General features: G+C 69.8%; 25 protein-coding genes. 9 read left to right on the plus strand and 16 right to left on the minus strand.

Translation table 11 applies throughout. The features are described 5' to 3' along the window. Window positions 1–135: 135 nt before the first annotated feature. The 3 genes from JIN95_RS10945 to JIN95_RS10955 all read right to left on the minus strand — a co-directional run bounded on the left by JIN95_RS10945 (window position 136) and on the right by JIN95_RS10955 (window position 3,718). Entirely contained in the window at window positions 136–564 is a 429-nt protein-coding gene (locus tag JIN95_RS10945; protein WP_095636140.1) for an EamA family transporter, read from the minus strand. A 48-nt stretch (window positions 565–612) separates the two neighbouring features. Beyond that, complete coding sequence (locus tag JIN95_RS10950; RefSeq protein WP_095636139.1) at window positions 613–2,358, minus strand: histidine kinase N-terminal 7TM domain-containing protein; 1,746 nt, start codon at window positions 2,356–2,358, stop codon at window positions 613–615. 166 nt (window positions 2,359–2,524) lie between these two features. Then, window positions 2,525–3,718: a UbiA family prenyltransferase gene (locus JIN95_RS10955; protein WP_198951494.1), complete on the minus strand. Its 1,194-nt coding sequence runs from the start codon at window positions 3,716–3,718 to the stop codon at window positions 2,525–2,527. Window positions 3,719–3,911: 193 nt separating this feature from the next. Here JIN95_RS10955 and JIN95_RS10960 point away from each other — a divergent pair, with 193 nt between their 5' ends. Further along, window positions 3,912–4,682: a VOC family protein gene (locus JIN95_RS10960; RefSeq protein ID WP_200531478.1), complete on the plus strand. Its 771-nt coding sequence runs from the start codon at window positions 3,912–3,914 to the stop codon at window positions 4,680–4,682. A gap of 574 nt (window positions 4,683–5,256) precedes the next feature. On the opposite strand, the gene JIN95_RS10965 is transcribed toward JIN95_RS10960, so the two are convergent. Further along, window positions 5,257–6,306 (minus strand): GntG family PLP-dependent aldolase, encoded by a 1,050-nt coding sequence (locus JIN95_RS10965; RefSeq protein WP_200531479.1) that lies wholly within the window; start codon window positions 6,304–6,306, stop codon window positions 5,257–5,259. Window positions 6,307–6,450: 144 nt separating this feature from the next. On the opposite strand from JIN95_RS10965, the gene JIN95_RS10970 reads away from it, so the two are divergent. Next, window positions 6,451–7,977 (plus strand): carboxypeptidase M32, encoded by a 1,527-nt coding sequence (locus JIN95_RS10970; RefSeq protein WP_200531480.1) that lies wholly within the window; start codon window positions 6,451–6,453, stop codon window positions 7,975–7,977. Between the two features lie 31 nt (window positions 7,978–8,008). Here the strand turns inward: JIN95_RS10970 and JIN95_RS10975 are convergent, their stop codons facing one another. Further along, entirely contained in the window at window positions 8,009–8,617 is a 609-nt protein-coding gene (locus JIN95_RS10975; protein WP_200531481.1) for a hypothetical protein, read from the minus strand. A gap of 170 nt (window positions 8,618–8,787) precedes the next feature. Next, window positions 8,788–9,960: a 3-dehydroquinate synthase II gene (locus tag JIN95_RS10980; RefSeq protein WP_095636134.1), complete on the minus strand. Its 1,173-nt coding sequence runs from the start codon at window positions 9,958–9,960 to the stop codon at window positions 8,788–8,790. A 126-nt stretch (window positions 9,961–10,086) separates the two neighbouring features. Between JIN95_RS10980 and JIN95_RS10985 the strand changes: the two genes are divergently transcribed. Then, window positions 10,087–11,667 (plus strand): HTTM domain-containing protein, encoded by a 1,581-nt coding sequence (locus tag JIN95_RS10985; protein ID WP_200531482.1) that lies wholly within the window; start codon window positions 10,087–10,089, stop codon window positions 11,665–11,667. A gap of 40 nt (window positions 11,668–11,707) precedes the next feature. Here the strand turns inward: JIN95_RS10985 and JIN95_RS10990 are convergent, their stop codons facing one another. From JIN95_RS10990 to trpC, 4 genes are all read right to left on the minus strand, one after another. Next, on the minus strand, window positions 11,708–12,499 hold the full coding sequence (locus JIN95_RS10990) for a 2-amino-3,7-dideoxy-D-threo-hept-6-ulosonate synthase (RefSeq protein WP_200531483.1): 792 nt from the start codon (window positions 12,497–12,499) through the stop codon (window positions 11,708–11,710). A gap of 82 nt (window positions 12,500–12,581) precedes the next feature. Then, window positions 12,582–13,502, minus strand: a complete 921-nt coding sequence (gene trpA, locus JIN95_RS10995; RefSeq protein WP_200531484.1) for a tryptophan synthase subunit alpha — start codon at window positions 13,500–13,502, stop codon at window positions 12,582–12,584. Beyond that, complete coding sequence (gene trpB, locus JIN95_RS11000; protein WP_095636130.1) at window positions 13,503–14,807, minus strand: tryptophan synthase subunit beta; 1,305 nt, start codon at window positions 14,805–14,807, stop codon at window positions 13,503–13,505. Then, window positions 14,804–15,646 (minus strand): indole-3-glycerol phosphate synthase, encoded by an 843-nt coding sequence (trpC, locus tag JIN95_RS11005; protein ID WP_200531485.1) that lies wholly within the window; start codon window positions 15,644–15,646, stop codon window positions 14,804–14,806. Before trpC ends, trpB begins: the two co-directional genes overlap by 4 nt. 150 nt (window positions 15,647–15,796) lie before the next feature. Between trpC and JIN95_RS11010 the strand changes: the two genes are divergently transcribed. Beyond that, window positions 15,797–16,261 carry an MGMT family protein gene (locus JIN95_RS11010; protein ID WP_200531486.1) on the plus strand — a complete coding sequence of 155 codons (465 nt, stop codon included), beginning with the start codon at window positions 15,797–15,799 and terminating at the stop codon, window positions 16,259–16,261. A 17-nt stretch (window positions 16,262–16,278) separates the two neighbouring features. Here JIN95_RS11010 and JIN95_RS11015 read toward each other — a convergent pair whose 3' ends face one another. Beyond that, window positions 16,279–16,743 (minus strand): DUF302 domain-containing protein, encoded by a 465-nt coding sequence (locus tag JIN95_RS11015; RefSeq protein ID WP_200531487.1) that lies wholly within the window; start codon window positions 16,741–16,743, stop codon window positions 16,279–16,281. A gap of 125 nt (window positions 16,744–16,868) precedes the next feature. On the opposite strand from JIN95_RS11015, the gene JIN95_RS11020 reads away from it, so the two are divergent. After that, window positions 16,869–17,297, plus strand: a complete 429-nt coding sequence (locus tag JIN95_RS11020) for a desampylase (protein WP_200531488.1) — start codon at window positions 16,869–16,871, stop codon at window positions 17,295–17,297. A gap of 52 nt (window positions 17,298–17,349) precedes the next feature. On the opposite strand, the gene JIN95_RS11025 is transcribed toward JIN95_RS11020, so the two are convergent. The 3 genes from JIN95_RS11025 to moeB form a co-directional block, all read right to left on the minus strand. Then, entirely contained in the window at window positions 17,350–18,189 is an 840-nt protein-coding gene (locus tag JIN95_RS11025; protein ID WP_200531489.1) for a universal stress protein, read from the minus strand. Next, on the minus strand, window positions 18,189–19,613 hold the full coding sequence (locus JIN95_RS11030; RefSeq protein WP_095636124.1) for an APC family permease: 1,425 nt from the start codon (window positions 19,611–19,613) through the stop codon (window positions 18,189–18,191). The genes JIN95_RS11025 and JIN95_RS11030 overlap by 1 nt, the downstream gene beginning before the upstream one ends. Before the next feature lie 75 nt (window positions 19,614–19,688). After that, the gene (moeB, locus tag JIN95_RS11035; RefSeq protein ID WP_095636123.1) at window positions 19,689–20,549 is read right to left on the minus strand and encodes a molybdopterin-synthase adenylyltransferase MoeB; all 861 of its coding nucleotides are present in this window, start codon (window positions 20,547–20,549) and stop codon (window positions 19,689–19,691) included. A gap of 242 nt (window positions 20,550–20,791) precedes the next feature. Here moeB and JIN95_RS11040 point away from each other — a divergent pair, with 242 nt between their 5' ends. After that, window positions 20,792–21,055 carry a MoaD/ThiS family protein gene (locus tag JIN95_RS11040; protein ID WP_095636122.1) on the plus strand — a complete coding sequence of 88 codons (264 nt, stop codon included), beginning with the start codon at window positions 20,792–20,794 and terminating at the stop codon, window positions 21,053–21,055. A gap of 52 nt (window positions 21,056–21,107) precedes the next feature. On the opposite strand, the gene JIN95_RS11045 is transcribed toward JIN95_RS11040, so the two are convergent. Continuing rightward, on the minus strand, window positions 21,108–22,127 hold the full coding sequence (locus tag JIN95_RS11045) for a pyridoxal-phosphate dependent enzyme (RefSeq protein WP_095636121.1): 1,020 nt from the start codon (window positions 22,125–22,127) through the stop codon (window positions 21,108–21,110). A gap of 150 nt (window positions 22,128–22,277) precedes the next feature. On the opposite strand from JIN95_RS11045, the gene JIN95_RS11050 reads away from it, so the two are divergent. The 3 genes from JIN95_RS11050 (at window position 22,278) to JIN95_RS11060 (ending at window position 23,658) form a co-directional block, all read left to right on the plus strand. After that, window positions 22,278–22,577, plus strand: a complete 300-nt coding sequence (locus JIN95_RS11050) for a sulfurtransferase TusA family protein (RefSeq protein WP_095636120.1) — start codon at window positions 22,278–22,280, stop codon at window positions 22,575–22,577. A gap of 2 nt (window positions 22,578–22,579) precedes the next feature. Next, window positions 22,580–22,915, plus strand: a complete 336-nt coding sequence (locus JIN95_RS11055; RefSeq protein WP_200531490.1) for a rhodanese-like domain-containing protein — start codon at window positions 22,580–22,582, stop codon at window positions 22,913–22,915. A gap of 167 nt (window positions 22,916–23,082) precedes the next feature. Beyond that, on the plus strand, window positions 23,083–23,658 hold the full coding sequence (locus tag JIN95_RS11060; RefSeq protein ID WP_200531491.1) for a hypothetical protein: 576 nt from the start codon (window positions 23,083–23,085) through the stop codon (window positions 23,656–23,658). A gap of 51 nt (window positions 23,659–23,709) precedes the next feature. Here JIN95_RS11060 and JIN95_RS11065 read toward each other — a convergent pair whose 3' ends face one another. Further along, on the minus strand, window positions 23,710–24,918 hold the full coding sequence (locus JIN95_RS11065; RefSeq protein ID WP_200531492.1) for a YeeE/YedE family protein: 1,209 nt from the start codon (window positions 24,916–24,918) through the stop codon (window positions 23,710–23,712). Between the last annotated feature and the right edge of the window lie 15 nt (window positions 24,919–24,933).

Here is a 24,933-nt window from a genome sequence, read left to right on the forward strand (position 1 = left end):
CGGGCTAAAGGGATTTTTCAACAGTCGAACACACTTCGGCCGAACTCCCTCCAAACTCCGTTCAAACTTCGTCCCGGATCGGCGCGCAGTCGATCGATGGAGACCGGAACGCGGACGAACGCGGAGGGAGGCGAATTACGCGCCGGAGACGAGGTACACCGACGCGACGGCGAAGGCGATGCCCAGCGCCTTCCGGGCGGTGAACGACTCGCCGAGGAAGAGGAAGCCGATCACCGAAGAGAAGACGAGGAACATCGCGAAGATGGGGGTCACGACGCTCACCGGGCCGAGCGCGAGCGAGCGGTACAGCGCCAGGATGCCGATCCCGAGGAAGACGCCGGCCGCGAGCACGTGGACGATCTTCGGCGAGGCGAGGTGCTCGCCGAACCCCTGTCCAGTGTACGCGAGCACTCCGACGGCCATGCAGATGAGGAGCGTGTTCGAGACGACGACGGCCACGTCGCTCGGGATCGCGTCGGGACCGGTCGTCGCGACGCGCATCAGCGGCGAGACCAGCGCGTACGCCCCCATCGCGAGCAGGGCGTACGGGAGATACGTGTCCATGGTTTTCGCAAGACAGGCCGCGGACAAGTGCCTACCGACCCGCGGTCGTCATCGCGCTCGCGTCTCCGCCCTGCCCGCGTTCGCGTCGGCGTCGGCGTCGGCGTCCGCATCCCCGTCGGCGTCCCCCCGGACCGGCACCGAGACGGTGACGATCGTCCCGCGGGGCTCCCGGTCGTCGAACGCGACGTTCCCGCCGACCTGATTGGTCCCCCACTTCACGATCCACAGGCCCAGCCCGCTGCCGTGTTCCAGGGGGGTCTCCGTGCCGCGTTTCAGGACCTCGCGCTCCGCCTCGTCGATCCCGGGACCGTCGTCGGCCACCGAGAGCTCGATCCACCCCGCTTCCGCGGTCGCGCTGAGCCACACGGACGGGGGGTCGCTGTCGTTGTGCCGGACCGCGTTCGAACACAGGCTCTCCGCGATCACCCGTACCACCGCCGGGACGCGGACGGCCGGAACCGCCCCCTCGACGGAGACGTTCGCCGCCGGAAACTCGGCCCGGAGCGCCGCGACCGTCTCGTCGACGAGCGCCCCGAGCGCGACGGGTGGGGGCGCCTCGGTCATCGGGTTGAACAGCTCGCTCGCGGTCCGGGTGCGCTCGCTGAGCTCGAGGATGCGCGCGGCGCTCCGCTTGACCACCGACAGCGCCCGCTCGTCGGTCGGATCCGCGTGCAGTCGGTCGGCGTACCCGGTGATGAGGTTCGTCTCCGTCCGCACGTCGTGTCTGAACACCCGGTTGAGCACGTCCAGCCGCTGCTGTTGCCCCAGGTACTCGCCGATGTCGTGGAACACCACCACCTCGCCGGTCGGGCGGTCGTGCCCGTCGGTAATGCGCCGGAGGGTGACGTCGTAGGGGCGCCGCCCTTCCGATCCGACGATGGAGAGCGGCGACCGGTCCGATTCCTCGGCGGAGACGTCGTCGTACCGCGGGACGACCGCGTCGGCCGGTTCTCCGATCGCGGTCCGCCGGTCGATCCCGAACGTGTCCGCCGCGCTCTGGTTCAGGTCGATCACGTGCCCCTCCGTCCCGATCACGAACGCCGGATCGTGGAGGTGTTCGAACACCAGCTGGCGCGCGCGACGGCGCGGGGCCGGCGCGAGCGTGAGGAGCCGGAACCGCGAGAGCGCGAGGAGGTACGCCACCCCGGACACCGCGAACGCGAGCGGTGTCGGGTCGAGTCCGGCGACCGGGAGCGACCCGGTGAGGTGGAAGACGCTGCTGGCCCACGGCGCCGCCGTGCCCACGATCAGCGCGGCGCTCTGTCCCCGGAAGGGCCGCGCGTCGTCCCGAACGAGCTGGAGGATCGGAATCGACCCGAACAGCCCGAGCAGGTAGGTGTACCCGGCGATGACGTAGTACCACGGCCCGGTCTCGACGCGGAGGAAGGAGCCGACCGCGGTCGACGCGACCTCGCGGTCGGCGACGATGAGGCCCCACGGGTCGCCGACCGCGACGACGACGAGGGTGACGATCGGGGCGACGAAAACCCCCGCCACGAGCCGCGGCGTCACGTACCGCTCCCGGCCCGTGTACTCCAGCGCGAACAGCAGCCATCCGACGGGGATGATCACCACCCCGAGCCACTGCACGTCGTACCACAGCGACTTCGCCGCGAGGGTCGACGCCTCCAGCTCGAAGACGAGGAAGGTCGTCCACCAGACCTGCCCGACGAGCAGCAACGTCAGCCACGTCGCACCCGCCTCCGGCCGCTCGCGCCACGCGAGGATCCCCGCTGACGTACCCGTAACGACGGCGCATAGCAGCGCGACCGAAAGCGGGCTGAGGCCGATCACGGTTATTTACAGAGGTCCAGGATATAAATCATTTTACTCCGGCGGACAGACAGTTCCGTTCCGTCCGCGGCCGCCTTCTGCGAACGAAACGCGGGGACAGCGAGGCCGCGCCGATGTCGGGCGGCGCCCGATCGGATTCGGCGGCCCGGTCACACCCGCCGGTCCGTCACGCCGCGACGAGCGCGAGCGCGACCGCCACGACGAGGTACGTGCAGTCGGGGGCGACCCCCAGCACCCCTGCGTCGTCGACGCGACCGGCGAGCGCGGTGACCGCGAGCGATGCCGCGAGCCCGACGCCGAGCGCCGCGGCGATCCCCGGCGCGAGGACCCCGGTCGCGGTCGCCGCCGCCAGCGTCGCGGCCGTGAGGAGGTCGACCCCGTACAGCACGCGCCGGGTCCGGGGGACGCCGAGCGAGATGGGGAGCGTCGAGACGCCCGCCGCGGCGTCCGCCTCCACGTCGCGGACGTTCGGGAGCTCGGTGTCGACGAACGACCGCAGGAGGAAGTACGCGAATGCGACCGCGACGACCGGCTCGATCGGCGCGGCGCCGAATACCGAGAGACCAGCCGTCGGGGCGCCCGAGCCCGGACCTCCGGCGAACGCCAGCGGGAGCAGCGTGACCGCGATCGCCCACCCCGCGGCGACGACGACGGAACTGAGGACGGGGACCTCCTTCAGGCGCGGGAGCCGCAGTCCGGTCCCGAGTCCGGCCTCCGGCGCGAGCGATCGGAGGGCCCGCCCGGCGTTCGGGAGCCAGTCGGAGGCGTACGCGATCCAGAGCGCTCCCGGAAGCAGCGCGACGCCGAGCGCGAGCGGTCCGCCCGCGATCGAAAGCGCCACCGCGAGCCCGTAGGCGAGGGCGGCGGCGATCATCAGCTGATCGCCGTATCGGAGCGCGATCCGCGCACGACCCGGCGTCGACCGGGCGTCCGCCGCCGCGTCGGCGACATGGTCGACGGTGTACACCGCGAACGCGACGAGCCCGACCACGGCCGGCGCGGCCGAGAGCGGCACCCCCAGCAGGACGGTCGCGATGACCGTTTCGAGCGCGGCGACGACCGCCACGAACGGGGATCCGGAGGCGAGCCCGACGAGCGACTGCAGGAGCCCGTGTCCGGGGCCGGTCGGTTCGGTTACGTTCGGTTCCGTCGCGTTCGGTTCGGTCACATTCGGTTCGGCCGAGCGCGTCGGCTTCGCCTCGCTCGCCGCGCCGGTCGGCGCGGACGCGGCCGCGACCGTCGCCTCGGTACCGATCGGCTTCGACCGGGAGGTCGACGCCGCGTCGAGTGTTGCTTCAGCGTGATACGACTCGTCGGTGCCGTCGATCGCGGTCGACGGCGGATCTCGTTTGTCTTGCATCGATCGGCGAGCGGCGCCGTTCGCGGCGCGTCCCGCCGGTTACGTATCAATCTCCGGCACCAATCAATTAATACGGAAATAACCGGAGAAAACGCGGAACGCGTTTGCCGTGACGGCTCCCCCGCGGGGCCGGATCGCGGCCAGCGCCGATCCCTTCAGTACGCTTTTGGGGCGAGCGACCGACGGATCGCGTATGGACGGAACCTTCGATCACGTGATGATCCGCGTCGAGGACTTAGAGGAGAGCCTCGACTGGTACCAGACCCACCTGAACTACGAGGAGAAGGGACGCTGGGAGGCGGACACCTTCACCAACGTCTACCTCGGCCCCGAGGAGCTGCACGAGGACGGCGCGACGCTGGAGCTCACCTACAACCACGGCGACCACACCTACGAGGTCGGCGACGCGTGGGGCCACATCGCCGTGCGCGTCCCCGAGGACGCACTCCAGGAGTCGTACGACCAGCTGATGGACGAGGGCGTCGAGGACTACCGCGACCCCGAGTCGTGCGGCAACCGCTACGCGTTCGTGAAGGACCCCGACGGCCACGAGATCGAGATCGTCAAGCGCGACTACGGCGCGAAGTGGAGCATCGATCACACCATGATCCGCGTCGAGGACGCCGACGAGGCGCTCGGCTACTGGACCCGCAAGTTCGAGTACACGGAGCAGCCGGCCGGGCGCTGGGAGGCCGACACCTTCTCGAACTACTTCATGGCCCCCGAGGACGCGCCGAAGGAGGCGATGAAGCTTGAGCTCACCTACAACTACGACGGCCGCGAGTACACGATGGGTAACGGCTGGGGCCACCTCTGCGTCCGCGTCGACGACCTCGACGAGGCGTGGGACGACCTGATGACCCGCGAGGCGCCCGACTACCGCGATCCGGAGTCCTGCGACCACAACTACGCGTTCACGAAGGACCAGGACGGCCACGAGATCGAACTGCTCGTCCGGGAGTAGGGCGGGTCGTTCCGAGGGTCGCGCTCCCGACCCCGTCGAAGTCCTTTCGTTCAGAGACGGTATCGCGTCCAACAGCCGGTCGGCGAGGAGTGCGTATCGCCCGACGGAACACGTCCGCGGTCGACGTCGACCGAAAACGTCCGCGGTCGACATTCGATGTCCGAGCCTGCGCCAACTGCGGGAGCGGGTCTCGCAGATCGGCGGTGGCAAGACGGTTTTTAAACGGACAGTGAGCGACAGCGACGGGCACTTATAACGAACGACGCGGCCGGTGTCGTCGAATTTTGCTCGACTGCCAGAGGTGCGAAGCGCCTTTCGGACGACAGCGAGTGTGCGCTGCCCGCAGCGACTGGAGCTTTGCAGCCCCTCACTCCTAAGCCGTCAGCCACTTATAAATGCCTGCCAGCGATGTCGCAACCTGACTTATAAACAACCGATCAGCCAATTCGCTACATTCACCCCCGATGTCGATCGCTGCCGGCCTGTACTGGTGAGAACCGGGATGTACATTCTCTTGGGAATCGCCTCAGTAAAACCCGGATAACCGATCGCGGCGTCGCGTGTAACCCCGGAACTACGCCAGCTCCCTGATCACGTCGCGAACCCGCTCGACCGCGGCGTCCACGTCGTCGCGGCCGACGTCGAGGTGGGTGGTGAACCGGGTCGTGTACTCGTCGAACTCCACGCAGCCGACGCCGGCGTCCTCGCAGGCCGCCACGAGGTCGGACGCTGCGATACCGGCGTCGTCGGTGTGCGCGACGACGATGTTGGTGTCGGGAGCGGGCGCGTCGACCCCGTCCAGGGCGTCGAGTCCGGCCGCGAGCCGCTCGGCGTTGGCGTGGTCGTCCGCGAGTCGCTCGACGTTCTCTAAGGCGAGCAGGCCCGGCGCGGCGATCAGTCCGGCCTGCCGCATCCCGCCGCCGAACAGCTTCCTGACGCGGCGGGCCTCCTTGACGAACGACTCGTCGCCGGCGACGATCGAGCCGACCGGCGCGCCGAGCCCCTTGGAGAGACAGAAGGAGACGGTGTCGACGGGCGCGACGAGCTCGCTCGCGTCGACGCCGAGCGCGACCGCGGCGTTGAACACGCGCGCGCCGTCGAGGTGGACCGGCACGTCGGCGTCGCGAGCGGCCTCGGCGGCCGCGGCGATCGCTTCGACCGGGATCGCCGTCCCGCCGCGGTAGTTGTGGGTGTTCTCCAGCGCGAGGAGCCCGGTGCCGGGGCGGTGGAGGTCCTCCGCGACGAGCCCCTCTCGGACCGCGTCGGGCGTCGGGACGCAGCGCTCGCCGGCGTCGATCGTCCGGGTCTGAGCGCCGGAGAGCTTGGCGGCGCCCGCCAGCTCCCAGCGGTAGATGTGCGACTCGCGCTCCAAGAGGAGCTCCTGTCCGGGCTCGGTGTGGACGTGGACCGCGATCTGGTTGGCCATCGTCCCCGAGGGGACGTACAGCGCGGCCTCGGTGCCGACCGCGTCGGCGGCGCGGCGCTCCAGCTCGTTGACGGTGGGGTCGTCGCGGTACACGTCGTCGCCGACCTCGGCGGTCGCGGCCGCTTCGCGCATCGCCTCCGAGGGCGTCGTGACGGTGTCGGACCGCAGGTCGATGAACTCGTCGTCGGCTTCGGGCATCGGTTGGTGGTCGTTCAGCGGCGGTTCGGATATATCTCGCGTTCGAGGAACCGCCGCGTCGTCGCGGAACGGTTCCGAACGCGGGGGACTCGTCGGAGTTCCGCGTCCGGTCCCTTCTTAACCGACGCGGCCGATCCGCGAGGTATGGCAACGGAAGCCGCGGCCGACGACGCAGCCGACGCCCCGGACGCGTACGACGCCCTCTTAGACCGGGTTCGGAAGTGGAACGCGGTCGGGAGCGCGGCCGGCGTGCTCGGCTGGGACCAGCAGGTGATGATGCCCGAGGGCGGCACCCCCGCCCGCTCGAAGCAGCTCTCGACGCTCTCCTCGGTCCGCCACGACATGGTCACCGACGCGGAGACGGGCGAGCTGCTCGACGAACTCGCCGACGCCGACCTCACCGACGAGCAGGCCGCCGTCGTGCGCGAGGTCCGGCGCGAGTACGAGCGCGCCGACGCCGTCCCCGTCGACCTCGTCGAGGAGATCTCCGAGACCGGTACGGAGGCGCTGCAGGCGTGGGAGGAGGCGAAGGCCGAGGACGACTTCGATACGTTCGCCCCCCACCTTGAGAAGCACGTCGAGCTAAAACGCGAGTACGCCGAGCACATCGACCCCGACCGGGACCCCTACGAAGTGCTCTTCGAGGAGTTCGAGCCGTGCCTCTCGATGGAGCGCGCGGAGTCGATCCTGACGGAGCTGCGGGAGACGCTCGTCCCGATGATCGACGCGATCCGCGAGTCCGACGCCGACCTCGCCGTCGACACCTTCGAGGGGACGTTCCCCGAAGAGGAGCAGGAGGCGCTCGCGCGCGAGACGCTCGAACTGGTCGGCTACGACTTCGACCGCGGCCGGCTCGACGTCTCCTCGCACCCGTTCACCGCGGGCAACCAGTTCGACTGCCGGGTGACGACCCGGTTCGACGAGTCCGACCCGCTCGGCGCGATCGGCTCGACGGTCCACGAGTTCGGCCACGCGCAGTACAACCTCGGGCTCCCGCAGGAGGAGTTCGGGACCCCGCTCGGCGAGTCGCGAGACCTCTCGGTCCACGAGTCGCAGTCGCGGCTCTGGGAGAACCACGTCGGTCGCAGCCGCGAGTTCTGGGAGCTATTCTTGCCGACCTTCAAAGAGCACTTCCCCGAGACCGACGACGCCACCGTCGAGGACGCGTACCAAGCGTTCAATCAGGTCCACGAGGACAACCTGATCCGCGTCGAGGCGGACGAGCTCACCTACCACCTCCACATCGTCGTCCGGTTCGAGATCGAGCGGGACCTGGTCCGCGGCGACCTCGCGGTCGAGGACGTGCCGGAGGTCTGGAACGACAAGTACGAGGAGTACCTCGGGATCCGCCCCGAGAACGACGCCGAGGGGTGCCTGCAGGACATCCACTGGAGCCACGGCAACTTCGGCTACTTCCCAACCTATTCGCTCGGTTCCGTGATGGCCGCCCAGCTGTTCGAAGCGGCCGAGGACGACATCGACGACCTCGACGGGAAGATCGCCGCCGGCGAGTTCGACGAGCTCCGGGAGTGGCTCGGCGAGAACGTCCACCGGCACGGCGCCCGCTACGAGACGAACGAGCTCGTCGAGCGCGCGACGGGCGAGGAGTTCTCGGCGGACGCGTTCACCGACTACGTCGAGGAGAAGTACGGCGAGCTGTACGGGATCTGAGCCGAGACGGTCGGGACTCCGCCGCCACGTCCTACAGCCGGAACCCGGTCATCAACACGACGAGTCCGAGCATCACGGCGCCCTCGAACAGCCCGACGACGAGGTTCTTCTTCTCGATCGACTCGAGCCGCGAGCCGTCCGGATCGGGCGACAGCGTCTCGTAGTACGCCGACAGCTGCAGCCGGTGCGGGACGGCGAGCCCGAACGCGAACAGCCCCCAGCCGACGCCGAGCGCCATCGACGACCACGTGCCGGCGAACCCGTAGCCGAGCCCGAGATCGGGCGTCAGAAGCACCGTGCCAGACAGGACCGTCGTCAGCGAGAAGCCGACGAGGAAGAAGACCGCCTTCGGAATGAGCGTGGCGTTCACCGCGGCCGCCGCCTCCTCGTCGAGGCCGCCGAGCGTCGGGCCGATGATCGCGGGGAAGATTATGGCGAAGCCGAACCACACCGCGCCCGCGGCGACGTGGGTGTAGAAGAGCAGTTCCGTGCTCGCGAGCGCGAGGCTCGCGGCGAGAAAGGCGAGCGGCACGAGGAAGCTCCCGGCCGCGAACGCCGGATTCGCGGCGTCCGCGAGGTGGCGGATCCGATCGACGAAGCCCAACTCTGCGACCTGCCGGCGCTCGTTCGCGACTGCCATGTGACAGCAGTCAGACGTGTCACACAAATGCGTTCGGGTCGACGCGACGCCGACCGGATCCGGAGCGAAGAGTCGCCGCCGGATCCCCCTCGGTAGTGGCCTCCCTTCGGTTGGCCGCTCGGCTCGCGGCTTCGCCGTTCGCGTACGAGACTTCGCTTCGCTCAGTCTCGCTACTTCTCGATGATGCTCTCCTCGACCGCCTCGCCGAAGTGGCGCGCCACGTCCTCGTAGTAGACGAGCGCCTCGTCGCCGGGCTCGACCTCTGTGACCGCCTTCCGCCCCTCACTCGTGGCGATCTTCACCGTCTCGGCGTTCTGGATGAGCGTCTCGATCCGGTCGGTCCCCTCGTCCGTCTCCACCTCGGCCTGAATCCGGAACATCGGGCGCTTCTCGATCTTCACGCGGCCGACGACCGCCTCTCGGGTGTGCCCGTCGGTGTCGACGACCTGGACCTCGTCGCCGCTCGCCAGCTCCGCGAGGTAGTTGGTGCCGCCCTCGGCGTTGCGGACGTACGCGTGGACCGCGCCGGCGTTCACGCGGAACGGGCGCGAGGCGACGTACGGCGACTCCGCGGTCTCCGCGTGGACGAAGAACAGCCCGCGCGACATCGATCCCACGAGCATCCCCTCCGTGTCGTCCATCAGCGAGCCGGTGTCGATACAGACCCGGTCGGCCATCCCGGTCTGTTCGATCTCGGTCACCTCGGCGTGTCGCAGGTCGAGCGTCTCGCGGTCGGCGGCGTCGCGGGCCTCGACAGCGCCGCGGATCTCGTCCGGGGAGTCGGCGTCGAGGAGGACGCCGTCGGCGCCGATCTCCAGCGTCTCGAAGGCGGTCTTCGCCTCCGCGGCGGTGGTCGCGCCCGCGACGAGGTGCGTCTCCTCGCCGACCCGCGCGATCAGGTTCTCCAGCGGGATGATCGACCAGTCCTCGCCGACGATCACCGTGAACTCGGCGTCCGCGGCCGCCTCTTGCGCGAAGCGCTCGTACTCGGTGCCGAGCACCCGGACGTACGCGCCCTGCGCGCGGTCGTCGCGCCGGCGGAGCGTGGTCAGGTCCGCGGAGCCCGACAGGTCCTCGGGCATGTCGATGGTGCCGTCGCCCTCGCCGCCCTTCCCGACGAAGTAGGCGTCGGCCTCGGCGTCGCTCTCGGCGTCGTCGATCACGTCGGCGTCCGAACGGAAGGCGGCGACGTTCACGTCGCCGAGCTCTCGGACGCGCCCCACGTCGCCCTCGTCGACGAGCACCCAGTCCGCGCCGGCCTCGATGGCGGCCGTGATCCGTCGCTTGCGCGCCTCCCAGTCGCCGACCTCGCCGTCGGCTTTCACCCAGACCGTGCGTGTCATTGTCGGAACCTCACGGCGGGCGGGCTTGAAAACTGCGAAAGGGTCGGGCGTTGCGCTCGATAGGGGGGCCTCGGAGACGACAAAGCACTTATCAGAGAGATCACATCGTTTAGATCACACACCCGAATGACGCCACCACGCAAGCGCCTCTCGAAGGCGCGCTCTCGATGCGCCGCGGCGCGCGACACCCTCCGCGAGCGCGCCAGGCCGCACCTCGGGATCGATCCCCGAGCGCTCGGCGCGTTCCGGATCGCGGTGGCGCTCCTCCTTCTGGGGGACCTGCTGGTCTATCGGCTGCCGGCGGTACGGACGTTTTACACGGACGACGGCGTCCTGCCGCGCTCGACGCTCGCGGAGGTCCTGCCGCTGTTAGAGCGCGTTTCGATCCACGCGGTGTCGGGTTCGGCGTGGGTGCAGACGGGGCTCCTCGCGACCGCGGTTTGCGCCGCCGGCTGCCTGCTCGTCGGCTATCGAACGCGGACATCGACGGGTCTCTCGCTCGTCCTGCTCGCGTCGCTGTACGCTCGGAACCCGTACGTGATCAACGGCGGGAACACGATTCTGGTCGTGTTCCTCTTCCTGAGCCTCTTTCTCCCGCTCGACGCTCGGTGGTCGCTCAACGCGGATCGCCGGAGCGGCGATACCGATCGGGACGACGCCGGGGGAGAGGCCGGTGACGAGCCGGAGCACGGCGCCGATCCCCGAGTCTGTTCGCTCGGAACGGCCGTCACGCTCCTGACGCTCGTGTCGATCTACGCGGCGAACGCGGTCTCTAAGTACCAGAGCGACGCGTGGATGTCGGGGGTCGCGGTCCCTCGTATCTTCCAGTTGGAGGAGTTTATCGTGGGGATGGGTCCGTTCGTCTCGGAGCACGCCGCAGTCCTCGCGATCATAAACTGGCTCTGGATCGCGCTCCTCTCGGCGTCCGTTCTGCTGGTCGTCGCGACCGGGTGGCTCAGGGCCGGAGTCGCGCTCGCGTTCGTCTCCGCGCACCTCGGCATGGCCGCGACGATGCGGCTCGCCGTGTTCCCGTTCGTCATGATCTCGGTCCTGCTCCTGTTTTTCCCGCCCGGGGCCTGGAACCTCGTCGAGGCCGCCACGTCGAAGCTCCGCGGCTCCGCTCGACCCGCCGAGCGCGCGTCCCGCAGCGACGGGGGACGCGCAAAGTGGGGCGACCGAAGCGACGGCGAAAGCGCGACCGCGGCCGCGTCTCCGGCTCCCTCACGGGTGCGTCGCGGGATCCGGGTGGGATCGGCCCTGCTGCTCGTGGGCTTCTTCCTCGCGCTCGTGTGGTGGCAGGCCGCGGGGATCGGACTCGTCGACCTCCCGGCGTCGGAATCGAGCGGTGAACTGTCGGAAGTGAGTTGGTCGTTCTTCGCGCCGAACCCGCCGGACGCCTCCGGCTGGTACGTCGTCCGGGGGACGCTCGAATCGGGCGATTCGGTCGACATGCGCGACGGGGAGGCGGTCACGTACGACCCGCCGCCGGACGCGGCGGAGACGTATCCGACGACCCTCTGGCACCAGTTCGGGTTCAGGATGAAGAACGCCGGAGAGTCGCGGTATCGACCGGTGGCGGACTACGTCTGTGAGCGAACGGACCGCAGCGTGGAGTCCGTGACCGTCTTCCACGTCGAGCAGCCGGTGGATCCGAACGGACCGGTGGGCGAGCCGGAGCCGGAAGAGCAGATGCGGGCCGCCTGCTGAGCCGGGCCGCCGAAACGCCTCGACGCCTACGGCTCGACGTCTACGCCTCGACGAACCCGCCCGCGGCGAGCGCCTCCTCGACCGACGCGTCCTCGTGGACGACCGCCGACACGGCGCGGGCGATCCCCTCCGGGTCATCGTGCTGGAAGATCGACCGCCCCATCGAGACGCCGGCCGCGTCGCCGTCCATCGCGCCGCGGACCATCTCTACGGTGTCGCGGTCGGTCCCCTTCGACCCCCCGGCGATGACGACCGGGAGCCGCGTCGACTCCGTGACGCGCTCGAACGAGTCGCCGTCGCCGGAGTATCCCGTTTTTACTACGTCGGCGCCGACCTCCTCGGCGAGCCGCACCGCGTGCCCGAGCGCCTCGGGGTCGGTCTCGTCGACGCCCGGGCCGCGCGCGTACGCCATCGCGAGGACGGGGAGCCCGAGGCGCTCGGCGTCGGCGGTCAGCTCCGCGAGCTCCTCGATCTGGTCCGGCTCGTGGTCGGAGCCGACGTTGATGTGGAAGGAGACGGCGTCGGCGCCGGCCCGGACGGCATCCTCCGCGGTCCCGGTGACGCGCTTGTCGCTCTCGTCGGGCCCGATCGTCGTCGACCCGTTGAGGTGGACGATGTACCCCGCGTCGTTCTTGTGCTCGTGGACGCGCGGCGCGATCCCCCGCTGGGTGAGCACCGCGTCCGCGCCGCCGCTCGTTACGCCGTCGATCGTCGACTCGATGTCGACGAGGCCGTCGACGGCGCCCATCGTGAGCCCGTGGTCCATGGGGACGATGAGGTATCGGTCGTTCGTGGAGATGCGGTCGAGTCGTGCCGAGAGTCCTGCTGTCATATTGGTGTCGGTCGTTGTGTGAGAGTGTGGCAATCGTAGGTAAGTGGGTTTCGTTCGGGGACGTATTGGCTCGAAGCCGGGGTCACCGCGACTCGGGCGGAGTCGATTCCGCCGCCTCCGCCGCCTCGACGCGGGCGGCGTAGCCGCGCTCCGCGCCGTCCTTCAGCTCCCGCGAGAGCGCCTCCAGCCGGTCGGCGACCGCCGCGGTCGAGAGGTCGTCCTCGACGCCCTCGGCCACGATGTCGACCAGCGCCGAGCCGACGATGATCCCGTCGGCGCCGCCGGCGACGATGCGCTCGGCGTGCTCGCCCGTCGAGATGCCGAACCCGACCGCCTTCGGCACGTCGTACTCGCGGAGCCGGTCGAGGCTCTCGGTGGTCTGGTCGGACACGTCGCTGCGCGCGCCGGTGGTCCCGAGCCGCGCCTGGACGTAGACGTACCCCGAGACGTTGGCCATGATCCGGTCGAGGCGGTCTCCCTGTGTGGTCGGCGCGACGATGAACACCAGATCGAGCCCGAACTCGTCGCAGGCCTCCCGCAGCGGGTCGGCCTCCTCCGCCGGGAGGTCCGGGACGACGAGCCCCTCGATGCCCGCGGCGGCGGCGCGCTCGACGAAGGGGCGCGGGCCGGCGCTCGCGGTTTCACCGCTCGCGTCCGAGGCGCTTCGCGTCTTTCCGGACCCGTACTGATAAATGAGGTTGTAGTACGTCATACACACTAGGGCGGCGTCGACGTCCAGCTCCTCCGCGAACGCGAAGAACCGGTCCGGCGTCATCCCCGCGTCGAGCGAGCGAACGAGCGCCTCCTGGATCGTCGACCCCTCAGCGATGGGTTCGGAGAAGGGGAGCCCGAGCTCGATCACGTCGGCGCCGCCGCGGTCGAGCGCCTCGACGTACGCCTTCGAGGAGTCGTAGTCCGGGTCGCCGACGACGAGGTAGGGGACGTAGGCGGGGCCGTCGGCGAACGCCTCGGCGATCGCGGCCGAGTTGCCGGCGTCCGCCATTCAGATCCCCCCCGTGAACATCGACATGTCGGGCGCGCCGGCGATGTCGCGCTTGTCCGTCTCCTCGATGGCGGCGTCGAGGTCCTTGTCGCCGCGCCCGGAGACGTTCACGACGACGCGCTCGCCGAGCTCCTCGTGGTGCTCCTCTACGAACCCGAACGCGTGTGCGGTCTCCAGCGCCGGGATGATCCCCTCGGTCGAGGAGAGCCGGTGGAACCCCTCCAGCGCGGCGTCGTCGTCGACCGCGACCGGGCTCACCCGCCCCTCGTCGACGAGGTACGCGAGCTCCGGGCCGACGCCGGCGTAGTCGAGCCCGGAGGACACCGAGTGGCTCTCCATGATCTGGCCGTCGGAGTCCTGCAGGAGCTTCGTGCGCGCGCCGTGGAGCACGCCCTCGTCGCCCGCGAACAGCGACGCCGAGTTCGGGGCGACCCCCGCCTCCTCGTCGACCTCCAGCGTCGAGCCACCGGCCTCCACGGCGTGTAAGTCGACCGCCTCGTCGTCGACGAACTCGGCGAACGACCCCATCGTGTTCGAGCCGCCCCCCGCGCAGGCGACCACGTCCGTCGGGAGGCCGCCGGTCTTCTCGATCGACTGCTCGCGCGCCTCCTCGGAGATGACCGCCTGGAAGTCGCGGACCATCACCGGGAACGGGTGTGGCCCGACGATCGAGCCGATCACGTAGTGGGTGTCCTCCACCGTCGCCGCCCAGTCGCGCATCGTCTCGGAGATGGCCTCCTTCAGCGTCCCGCGGCCCGTGGTGACCGGCTTCACCTCGCTCCCGTTGAGCTTCATCCGGAAGACGTTCGGGCGCTGGCGGTTGATGTCGCGCTCGCCCATGTAGATCGTGCAGGGCATGTCGAGGTGGGCGGCCGCCATCGCGGTCGCGGTGCCGTGCTGGCCGGCGCCGGTCTCGGCGATGATCCGCTCTTTGCCCATGTACTTCGCTAAGAGGACCTGTCCGAGGGCGTTGTTCAGCTTGTGCGCGCCGCCGTGCACGAGGTCCTCCCGTTTCAGGTACACCTCCGTGTCGTAGCGCTCCGAGAGCCGGTCGGCGCGCTGGAGCGGCGTCGGCCGGCCGCCGAAGTCCGCGAGCCGCTCGCGGAACTCGTCCATGAAGCCGTCCTCGTTGTCGAGGACGTAGCGCTCGTAGGCGTCGGTCAGCTCCTCGATCGCGGGCATCAGCGCCTCGGGGACGTACTGGCCCCCGTAGCGGCCGAACTTCCCGTCCTCTCGGCCGCGCTCGCGTCCCGGCCGTCGCGCGCTCTCCGCCTCGTCCGTCGTCCGCGTGTCGGTCTCGCTCATGTGGTGTGCTCCGTTGTCTCCGTCCGCTCCGCGTCCGCCGCGTCCGTCTCGGCCGGATCCGACGCCTCCGCGTCGGCCTCCGCCCGCACCAGCTCCCGCGTGTTCGCCGTCACGTCGCCGTCCATGATCGCGCTGCCGACGAGGAGGGCGTCGGCGCCCGCGGCGCGCATCCGCCGAACGTCGGCGGGCGAGCCGATCCCGCTCTCGGCGATCAGCGTCACGTCGTCGGGGGCGTGGGGCGCCACCGACTCGAAGGTTCCGAGATCGACGACCAGCTCCGCGAGGTCGCGGTTGTTCACGCCGATCGTCGTGGCGCCCGCGTCGAGGGCGCGCTCCAGCTCGTCGCGGTCGTGGACCTCGACGAGGACCTGGAAGCCGCGGTCGCGGGCGGCGGCGAGCAGGTCGGGGAGGTCGTCGCCCACGAACCGGGCGATGAGCAGGACCACGTCGCTCTCGACCGCGTCGAGCTGCGACTCCGCGACGACGAAGTCCTTCCGGAGGACCGGCACGTCGACCGCCTCGCGCACGCGTTCGAGCGTGTCGGTGCTCCCGCCGAAGTGCTCCGGCTCGGTGAGCACGCTCAGCGCGGCCGCGCCCCCGGCCACCATCCCCTCCGCGAGCGCGACCGGGTCGTCCTCGCGGGTCCCCTCCGTCGTCGGGCTCGTGGGCTTGACCTCGGCGATCACGGGGACGCGCCCGTCCGCCTCCGCGCGGTCGAACGCCGCCCGCAGGCCGCGCGGATCGACGGCGACCTCGCCGGATCGGCCCTCGGCCGCCCGGTCGCGGGCCGCCGACAGGATCGATCTGACCGCCGGGGCCAGCTCGGATTGATCCTCCATTAGTGTACACTAATGCACGTATCTGTTCATAAGGCTTGCGGGCGCGGTTGTCCCTGCGCGACGGGCCCCGTCCGGCGATCCCCCCGCGATCGCGGCCCGCGACGCCGGCGTCTCCCGTCGATTTAACCGTCGCGGTCACGGATCGCGGGTATGGACACGACGGGAACGTCGGGCGTCTTCGCCCGCGACGTCGAGGGGATCGAACGGGCCGTCGAGGTCGGCTTCGCCGGCGGCCGCGTCATCTCGGTGTCGTTCCCGGCGACGGCGCCGGACGACGCCTCGGCCGACCACGACCTGCTCGACCGGATCGAGGCGTACGTCGGCGGCGAGCGCGACGCGTTCGACGACGTCGAAACCGGGCTCACGGTGCCGACCGACCGCCGCGGGGTCCTCGAAGCGCTCGAAACGATCCCCTACGGCGAGGAGGTATCGGTCAGCCGCCTGACGCGGCTGGCCGCGCTCGACGCCGACGACCCGGAGGACTTAGAGCTGGTGACCGACGCGCTCCGCGAGAACCCGATCCCGATCCTCTTTCCGGACCACCGCGTACAGGGCGGCCCGTACGCCACGCCGGGGGACGTGCGCGAGAAGCTCAGGCGCGTCGAAGGTATTTAAAAAGAGCCTCGACCGCGCTACTCCGTCCCGTGCTCCTCGATGTTCTCCCAGACGACCGTCATCAGATCGCCGGTCTTCTCCACGAGGTCGTCGACGGCGTCGCCGCAGTCGCCCGGCGCGCAGCCCAGGTCCCGGATCGCCTTCGTCGCCGACACGTGGTGGACGTGCACGCGGTCGTCGCCCTCGCGTTCGTACACGAGGGTGGTACACGGTAACATCCCGGCGAGCGTCGGGTCGATCGAGAGCGCGTCGTACGCGATCTCCGGGTGACAGACGACGATCAGGGCGGTGCGCTCCACGTCGTCGTGGCCCAACATTCCCTCGATCATCTCGTCGAGCCGGGTGACGCGGACCGTCTCGAAGTCGGCGAGCTCGTGTTCGATCTGCACGAACGGGACCGCGTCGTCGAACGGCATGTCGAGCGTCGTGTGCAGCGCCTCGTCGGCGGTCGGCGCGGGCGATTCCGCCGCGGTGTCGCTCATACGGGCGCTTCCGGAGGGGACGGTAAAAAGGCTCCGCGCCGGCCAACCCCTGCCGCTACCTCTGACGCGGCGCGTCGCTTGCCGGACGGGACGGACTTATCGGTCGGAGCCCCCTCACACCACCCATGATCGAACTCTCGCGGGCGGTCTACGACGACATCGTGTACCACGCGTACGAGGGCGGCGAGGCCGAGATCTGCGGCGTCCTCGCGGGGAGGCACGGCGACGACGGCGAGCCGAGCGTCGTCGAGCGCACCTACGAGGCGGAGAACGTCGCCGAGACGCCGGAGATCCGCTACCTGATCGACCCCGAGGAGCAGTTCGAGCTCATCGAGACGGTCGAGGACGACGGGCTCGACGTGGTCGGCTTCTACCACTCGCACCCGACCGGGCCGACGCACCCGAGCGAGACGGACGCCGCGCGGGCCACGTGGCCCGACCACTCGTACGTCATCTGCGCGCTCGACGGCTACCCGTTCGTCGGCTCGTGGCGCTGGCGCGGCGACGACGACGGGTTCGAGCAGGAGACGGTCTCTGTGCGAAGCGAACGGTAGGTGTTTTAAACGAGCGGTAGACCCCTTTTAAATAGCGCCGCGTCCCGCCGCGCTACTCCTCGCCGTCGGGCGTCGCGTCGGGGTCGCCCTCGGCGGGCTCCTCCCGCTTCCGAACCACGAGAACTGGGCCAACCGAGGCGGCCGCGACCCGACCGCTCTCGTCGCCGAAGAAGAAGGAGCGGAACGAGGGCGCGCGCTCCCCCATCACGACGGCGTCGTGGCCGGCGGCCGCGTCGATCAGCGCGTCGAACGCCGACCCCTCCGTCGCTCGCTCCGTGGTCGCGTCGATCCCCGCCTCGCGGAGCCGATCGGCCGCGGCCTCCAGTCGCGCTTCGTCTCCGTCGCTCCCGTCGACCGCGCCGTTCTGCTCGTCCGCCACTCCGGGGTCGGTCGCATCGGTCGGGTCGGCGTCGTCGGTCGCGGCGTCGTCCGTCGCGGCCTCGTCGGGCATCTCCGCCCCCGCCGCGAGGAACAGCGTGACCCCGACGTCGCGGTCGCCGACCAGCGTCTCGACGAACGAGAGGATCCGGTCGGCGTCGACGTCGCCCGAGAGCGACACGAGGACCCGTTCGACGTCGCCGGTCGGCCTGGAGACGGCGAGCGCGTTCGCCCCGACCTCGTCGGCGACCCGCTGGACCGTCTGCTCGCGGTCGTGCGTGAACACGAGCCGGTGGTCGGCGGCGCCGCCGGCGGCCCGGAACTCCTCGCTCAGGTCCTCCAGCGCGGCCGTGGCGCGCTCCTCGAACTGGAGCCGCGCCTGATCCGGCGGCGTCTGTTCCGGCAGGACGTGGTGGCCGAGCACCGTCACGTCGACGGTGCCGAGCAGCGACATCAGGCCGGGCGAGACCGTTTCGCCCTCCAGTACCGCGACGGGAACGAGCACTCGTGTCATTACAGGGCCCCCTTGAGTTCCACGTCGCGGGCGTAGTAGAAATACCATCCGGCCGTGACGGCGATGACCGCGGCCCCCACGCCGATCGAGAGCCGGTCCATGAAGGCGATCAGGCCGAAGCTGGCGAGCGCGCCGAGGACGGGGATGACCGGTCCCCCGGGAACGACGAAGTCGGGGTCGTACCACTCGGGCCGGTCTCGGCGGATGGCGACGAGCGCGACGCACATCAGCCCGTACATGATGAGGTGGAGGAAGGAGGCGACCTCGGCGAGCAGCTGTACCTGGCCGGTCGCCGCCAGCACGACCACCGGGCCGCCGGCCATGCCGAGCGCCACGTGTGGCGTGCCGTACCGCAGGTTGATCCGGCTCGCCCACCGCGGGAGGAGCGCGTCCTTCGAGACCCCGTAGATCGCCCGGGAGGTGCTGAGGATCGACGCGTTCGCCGACGACATCGTCGCGAGCAGGCCGCCGACGATTATCACCAGCGCCCCGGCCGGCCCGAGGAGCGCCCGGCCGACCTCGACCATGGCGGTCTCGCCGGACGCCAACAGCGTGTCCCGCGTGAAGATGTTCGTCGCGACGAAGATGGTCAACACGTACATGACCGTGACGATCACCACGGAGCCGACCATCGCCAGCGGGAGGTTCCGTCCGGGGTCCTTCATCTCTCCAGCCACCGTTGCGACCTGCGCGAACCCGAGGTAGGAGGTGAACACGAGCGCGGCGACCGAGAGGATCGGCACGGCCTCCCAGACGTCCGCGGCCTGCCCGGGCGGGGTGTCGACGGCGATGACCCCGAACGCCTCTAAGAGTCCGAACCCGAGGAAGGCGGTCAGCATCGAGAGCAGCAGCGCGACAATGCCGTTCTGGAGCTTCGCGGCGTTCTCGGTGCCGGTGACGTTCAGGACGGTGAACGCGACGCCGGCGAGGACGGCGATGGCGGAGACGATGGCCTCCGAGCTCGCACCGACCGTGACCCCGACCTGCGCGAGCGCGTCGAGCGCGTAGTACCCGAGCCCGACGAGGTAGAAGGCGGTGGCGAACACCAGTCCGAGCCACAGCGACAGCCCGATGACGGTCCCGGCGAGCGTCCCGAGCCCGCGCGAGATGAAGTAGTAGCCGCCGCCGCTCCGCGGCATCGCGGTCGCCAGCTCCGAGGTCGGGAGCGCGACGAGGAGCGCGATCACCCCGCCGACCGCGAACGAGGCGCTCGCGGCCGTGCCGATCTCGCCGCCGGCGAGGCCGGGGAACACGAAGATCCCGGCCCCGATCATCGTCCCGATCCCGATGGCGAGGCCGCCCGTCAGGCCGATGGTGCGCTCGAGCTCGGCGTCCTCGGTGATCGTCGCTTCCTCCGTCTCGACGACGGCCTCCGCGACCGGCGCGTCGCCGTCGAGGTTGCGGCCGCTCGGCTCGTCGGTCATGTGGCGACGGTTCGTCGGACCGTCGGATAAGTGTGGTGCGGCGGGCCCGCGCTCACCGCGCGGGAGCCAAGGCGGTCAGTCGCTCGCTTCGATCTCCGGCTCCGCCTCGTCGCCGCCGACGTCGATGGCGCAGGACGCGGAGTACTCCACGTCGTGGACCGACTCGATGGCGGGGTCGTCGCCGCAGACGGGGCAGTCGTCGCGCTTGGGGATCTCCACCTTGTCGAACTCCATGTCGAGCGCGTCGAAGAAGAGCATGGAGCCGTCGAGGGTCTCCCCTTCGCCGATGATGTGTTTGACCGTCTCCGTCGCCTGCAGGCAGCCGACGGTGCCGGGGAGGACGCCGAGGACGCCGGCGGTCGCGCAGTTCGGGACCATCCCGGCCGGCGGCGCCTCGGGGAACAGACAGCGGTAACACGGCGAGTCGTCGTCGCCCGCGAACGTCGTCACCTGCCCCTCGAACTTGAAGATGGAGCCGTGCGAGAAGGGGATCCCGGCGAGCGTGCAGGCGTCGTTGACGAGGTACCGCGTCGCGAAGTTGTCCGTGCCGTCGACGACGAAGTCGTAGCCGTCGATGAGCTCCTCGATGTTGTCGGGGCGGACGCGGAGCTCGTGTTTCCGTACGTCGATGTCGGGGTTGAGCTGTTCGACGAAGTCGGCGGCGGAGTCGACCTTCTTGCGCCCCACGTCGTCGTTCCCGTGGATCACCTGGCGCTGGAGGTTCGACAGCTCCACCTCGTCGTCGTCGGCGATCCCGAGGGTGCCGACGCCGGCCGCGGCGAGGTACTGGATGATCGGCGCGCCGAGCCCGCCCGCGCCGAGCACGAGCACTTCGGCGTCGAGCAGGTCCTTCTGGCCCTCGGGGCCCACGTCGTCCATGATGATGTGTCTGGAGTACCGATCGAGCTGAGTGGGATCGAGGTCGAGATCGCTCATTGACGACGGTACGCACCGGAAACTCATAAGCCAGCCGCCCACCGGAGGTACTGCCGCCTTCTCGGAGGTGCGCTCGGGGCGCACGACCGCTCGGCGGGCCCCTCTGCCGCCAGCCGAGCCGCCCGTGTATCGCCTCCGATCGGCGGAAAGGGCCGGTACTCCTCGGTCACCCGGTCGTGTTAGGCCGGGGTGTAGCTTGCCGTCGACGGACCCCTTTTTGGTGAGGACGGCGAACCGGAGGTATGGCAACGATCAAACTGCCGGCCGTGCTGGTCGGGGGATCCTCGACCTCGGAGGTCGAGGTCGCCGGCGAGACGGTCCGCGAACTGTTCGAGAACCACGCGGACGAACACGGACCGGAGCTCAGAGACAGCGTCATCGAGGACGGCGAGATCAAGGAGTTCATCAACGTCTACGTCGAGGGAACGCCCGTCGACGGCCTCGACGCCGAGGTCCCGGCGGACGCGCAGGTCCGCGTCATCCCGGCCGCCAGCGGCGGTCGGTAACCGTCCTTCTCCGGTCGTTACCGGTCAGTCCTCCGCCCGTTCGACGTCTCGCTTATAAGTAGTCTTCCCAGAGCGGGATGTCCGCGTACTTGTCGCCGCGGTCGCACAGCATGAACACGACGACATCGTCGTCGTCGAGGTCGCCTGCCGCGTCGAGGTTCGCCACCACGGCGGCGCCCGCGCCGGCGGACGTGCCGATGACGAACTGGTCGTCGACGCGGAGGTGGTCCCGGACCGTCGCCTCGTCGTGTTGGCCGGGGTCCGCGATCGCGATCTCGCGGTCCTGGTAGCGCTCGCGGAGCGCCCGCGCCTGGTCGTAGGCGTCCGAGGTCGTGGCGTACTCCGTCCGGTCGAGCACCGACTCGTCGTACGTGTCGGGGTGGTAGTGGTCGCCCGACTTGAGGTATTTCAGCCCGTCGATGGCGTGGAGCTGCTCGTCCGGTTCGAAGCCCACGATCTCGGCCCTCCCGTCGGTCAGGTCGGTCAGGCCGCGTCCCGTCCCGGTGATCGTCCCCCCGGTACCGACCCCGGCGACGAACCGGGTCACGTCGCCGTTGGTCGCCTCGTAGATCTCGCGGGCGGTCGTGCGCTTGTGGGTGCCGGGGTTGTCCGGGTTCTCGTACTGGTTCGGCCGGTAGTAGGCGTCGGGGTCCTCGGCGATGATCGCCTCGCAGCGCTCGATCACCGCGTCGTAGCCGAGGTTGGCGTCGACGAAGTGGATCTCCGCGCCCGCGTCCCGGACCGCCTCCACCTTCCCGCCCGCGGCGTTGTCCGGCATGACGATCTCCACGTCGTAGCCGCGGGCGTTCGCGAGGCGCGCGACCTCGCTGCCGGTGTTGCCGGAGGTCGGCTCGATCACGGTGACGCCGGAGTCGAGGTCCCCGCGCTCCTCTGCGCCGTCCAACATCCCCTTCGCGATGCGCGACTTGACCGAGCCGCCGCCGTGCGGAGCGTCGTAGAGGTTGAACCACTCGGCTTTGGCGTACACGTCCGCGTCCGACTCGAGGTCGAGATCGAGCTCCAGCAGCGGCGTCTCGAAGATCGTCGACTCGTCGACGGCGTACTCGCTCATGGGTCCCGTAGATCGCTCCTCAATAAGAGTCCGACGGAAACGGCGTTCTCGACGGCTACCGCGGTCGTGCGCGGCGGTCGCCCGTCAGAGATACGGGAGAAGCCTGCCGGTCACGAAAGGGGTTACCGGGACAGACGCGTACGGCACGCCATGAGTCAACCATCGTGGGACGACGTCGTCGAGATGCCCGACGAGCTCGACGACGAGACCGCCGAGGCGCTCCTCGAAGACGCGACCGAGGTACAGGACATGACCGGCGAGGTCTGTCCGTACCCGCAGGTCGAGGCGAAGAAGGCCATCGCGGGGCTCTCGCCCGGCGACGTGCTGGTCCAGAAGACCGACCACGTCCCGAGCACGGAGAACGTCCCGAAGGCGGTCGGCGACGACGCGACCGCCAAGGTGTGGAAGTCGGGCGACGGCCGCTACCGCATCTTCCTGCGGAAGGAGTAACCATGGTCGAGGAACTCACCCCCGAGGAAGTCAACGAGCGCGTCGAGAAGGGCGACATCCGCGTCATCGACACGCGACCGCCCGCACAGTACGAGCAGGGTCACATCCCCGGCGCGATCAACGTCCCGCTGGGCGATCTCCCCGCCCGCGTCCCCGACATCGACTGGGACGACACCGACGTGGTCTGCGCGTGTCCGGTCGGCCAGTCGTCGAAGCAGGCCGCCATGCTGATCCAGAGCTACGAGGGCGTCGAGGACGGCGTGCTCGTCGCCAGCATGTCCGGCGGCTACGAGGAGTGGGACTTCGATCTGGAAACCGGCGCGCCCGCGGACGCCTGAGCGGCGAACGCGATTCGTTTTAACCGATCGGACCGTCCCGAGTAGTCTCAACTACGAGGTGTGTCCGCTCTCGACCGCGGTCTCTCGGCGGACCGCGGCGCGTTCGACGCCCCCGACCGAGGTCACCGGCAGAAAGCACTTACCCGAGAGCGGCGGACAGGCGGCCTGTGAAACGCCGGGATCTTGTAGCGAGCGTCGGCAGTGGCACGGTGCTCGCGGCTGTTTCGGGATGTCTCGCCGCCTCCGGAGACACCGTCCGACCCGACACTGATCCGGACCGCGTGCCGGCGGAGTTCACCTGCGAAGACGACGCGTTCGACCGGTATCCGGCGGGGTACGATCCGGACGAACTGCGATGGGGCGACGCGGGAAACGCCTCGATACGCGTCGACTCACTGGCCTACGAATACGGGGACACGGCCGAACTCACGCTGACGGCCCCCGAGAGGGGCAACTCGGACAAGTGGAACGTCGAGCTGTTCACGGAAGGGGGATGGGTCGAGCTCCGCGCCGTCGAGACGGACCGCGACCCGAGCAACACCGACGAGGATGTCGACGGCGGCCACAGGTGGAACCTCGAGCTGACCGAGGCCGGAATAGCCGAGGCGAGCCGGCACGCGGACCGCGTCCGAGTCTGTCCGGACCTCGTTTCGGGACGGTACCGGTTCGTCTATCACGGAGTCCTCGGCGACGGGGGCGCGGGAGGCGGATCCGTCGCCGCCGCCTTCGACGTCGAGGTGTAGACCGCAGGCGTCGACTCGCGACCTCCGGGAACCGGAGGCGCCTCGTCCCGCTCAGATCGCGCAGCCGACCTCGCGGTACATGTAGTGGGTCATCACGTAGACGCCGAGGATGATCCCCGCGCCGGCCAAGAAGGAGTGGACCGACAGCAGCGCGACCCCGGAGAAGAGGTTCGCGATGTTGCAGCCCGCGGCGAGCCGTGAGCCGACGCCCATCAGGAGCCCGCCGACCGCGTAGTTCGGGACGCGGTTCAGCTTCGGCTTCCGGACCCGGAAGTCGCCGGAGGCGTACGCGGCGATGAAGGAGCCGACGATCAGCGACGCGATCATCACCATATCGATGGTCAGCGAGATGTTCCCGTCGCGGAACAGGATCGAGCCCCAGTACTCGACGCTCGCCACGTCGAACCCGGCGCCCGCCAGCAGGTAGCCCGCCCAGCGCGCCTCGCTCCCGGTGATCGCCCAGTGCCCGTGCACGTAGAACCAGAGGCTGGCGACGAGCGCCATCGCGACGCCGGCGGTCCGGGCGTCCCACGAGTCGCGGAGCCGGGCTTTCAGGGGCCGGTCGTCGTCGCGGAGCGCGCGGACGTACTCGACCGTGCCGTCGGCGATGCCGCGCAGCCCGACCGAGACGGCCGAGAGGGTTCGGGAGGCGCCGATCGCGGCCTGCGCGCGGGTGTCGGCCCCCACGCCGGCCCCCCCGGAGGGGTCGTCGGGGAGTTGGCTCCGGCCCTTCACGAACGCGTACGCGAGGGTGCCGAGCGCGACCGCGGCGGCCCCGGTGATCGCCGGCGAGAACGGCAGCGAGAGGTACAGCGTCTGGCCCTCGAACGGGTTCAGCGTCTGGAAGTAGTACGTCTCCGCGACGGGGAACGCGAACGCGAAGAGGACGTAGCCGACGAACATGAAGAAGAGTACGAGCCAGAACTGGAGGTACCCCTGTCCGGCGCGGTAGAGGGTGCCGGACGCGCAGCCGCCGGCGAGGGTCATCCCGAGCCCGAAGACGAACCCGCCGAACAGCGATCCGAGCCCCCACGCGGGCGTCCAGAAGCCGCGGAAGTAGCCGAACGTGGCCTGGACGCTCCAGAACACGGTCATCACGGCGATGCCGGCGAGCAGCCCTTTCAGCACGCGGGTGTCCTTGAACGCGACGAAGTCGCGGAAGGCGCTGACGAAGCAGAACCGCGCCTTCTGTAACAGGACCCCGAACGACAGCCCGACCGCGATAGAGACGCCGATGTAGGCGACGGGAGACAGCAGCATTGTCGAACCAAACGC

This window comes from Halorubrum sp. LN27 (assembly GCF_016635065.1).
Taxonomy (GTDB): Archaea; Halobacteriota; Halobacteria; order Halobacteriales; family Haloferacaceae; genus Halorubrum; species Halorubrum salipaludis.

Bases quoted from the DNA above. Each gene is read 5' to 3' on its own strand.
- JIN95_RS11025 (WP_200531489.1), bottom strand. From the start codon at position 18,189: ATGACACGAGTGCTCGTTCCCGTCGCGGTACTGGAGGGCGAAACGGTC.
- JIN95_RS11015 (WP_200531487.1), bottom strand. From the start codon at position 16,743: ATGAGCGACACCGCGGCGGAATCGCCCGCGCCGACCGCCGACGAGGCG.
- JIN95_RS10985 (WP_200531482.1), top strand. From the start codon at position 10,087: ATGACGCCACCACGCAAGCGCCTCTCGAAGGCGCGCTCTCGATGCGCC.
- trpC (WP_200531485.1), bottom strand. From the start codon at position 15,646: ATGGAGGATCAATCCGAGCTGGCCCCGGCGGTCAGATCGATCCTGTCG.
- trpB (WP_095636130.1), bottom strand. From the start codon at position 14,807: ATGAGCGAGACCGACACGCGGACGACGGACGAGGCGGAGAGCGCGCGA.
- JIN95_RS10990 (WP_200531483.1), bottom strand. From the start codon at position 12,499: ATGACAGCAGGACTCTCGGCACGACTCGACCGCATCTCCACGAACGAC.
- JIN95_RS11055 (WP_200531490.1), top strand. From the start codon at position 22,580: ATGGTCGAGGAACTCACCCCCGAGGAAGTCAACGAGCGCGTCGAGAAG.
- JIN95_RS11065 (WP_200531492.1), bottom strand. From the start codon at position 24,918: ATGCTGCTGTCTCCCGTCGCCTACATCGGCGTCTCTATCGCGGTCGGG.
- JIN95_RS10955 (WP_198951494.1), bottom strand. From the start codon at position 3,718: ATGCAAGACAAACGAGATCCGCCGTCGACCGCGATCGACGGCACCGAC.
- moeB (WP_095636123.1), bottom strand. From the start codon at position 20,549: ATGAGCGATCTCGACCTCGATCCCACTCAGCTCGATCGGTACTCCAGA.
- JIN95_RS10975 (WP_200531481.1), bottom strand. From the start codon at position 8,617: ATGGCAGTCGCGAACGAGCGCCGGCAGGTCGCAGAGTTGGGCTTCGTC.
- JIN95_RS10965 (WP_200531479.1), bottom strand. From the start codon at position 6,306: ATGCCCGAAGCCGACGACGAGTTCATCGACCTGCGGTCCGACACCGTC.
- JIN95_RS10970 (WP_200531480.1), top strand. From the start codon at position 6,451: ATGGCAACGGAAGCCGCGGCCGACGACGCAGCCGACGCCCCGGACGCG.
- JIN95_RS11040 (WP_095636122.1), top strand. From the start codon at position 20,792: ATGGCAACGATCAAACTGCCGGCCGTGCTGGTCGGGGGATCCTCGACC.
- JIN95_RS11020 (WP_200531488.1), top strand. From the start codon at position 16,869: ATGATCGAACTCTCGCGGGCGGTCTACGACGACATCGTGTACCACGCG.
- JIN95_RS10945 (WP_095636140.1), bottom strand. From the start codon at position 564: ATGGACACGTATCTCCCGTACGCCCTGCTCGCGATGGGGGCGTACGCG.
- JIN95_RS11010 (WP_200531486.1), top strand. From the start codon at position 15,797: ATGGACACGACGGGAACGTCGGGCGTCTTCGCCCGCGACGTCGAGGGG.
- JIN95_RS11045 (WP_095636121.1), bottom strand. From the start codon at position 22,127: ATGAGCGAGTACGCCGTCGACGAGTCGACGATCTTCGAGACGCCGCTG.
- JIN95_RS11030 (WP_095636124.1), bottom strand. From the start codon at position 19,613: ATGACCGACGAGCCGAGCGGCCGCAACCTCGACGGCGACGCGCCGGTC.
- JIN95_RS10980 (WP_095636134.1), bottom strand. From the start codon at position 9,960: ATGACACGCACGGTCTGGGTGAAAGCCGACGGCGAGGTCGGCGACTGG.
- JIN95_RS10960 (WP_200531478.1), top strand. From the start codon at position 3,912: ATGGACGGAACCTTCGATCACGTGATGATCCGCGTCGAGGACTTAGAG.
- trpA (WP_200531484.1), bottom strand. From the start codon at position 13,502: ATGGCGGACGCCGGCAACTCGGCCGCGATCGCCGAGGCGTTCGCCGAC.
- JIN95_RS11050 (WP_095636120.1), top strand. From the start codon at position 22,278: ATGAGTCAACCATCGTGGGACGACGTCGTCGAGATGCCCGACGAGCTC.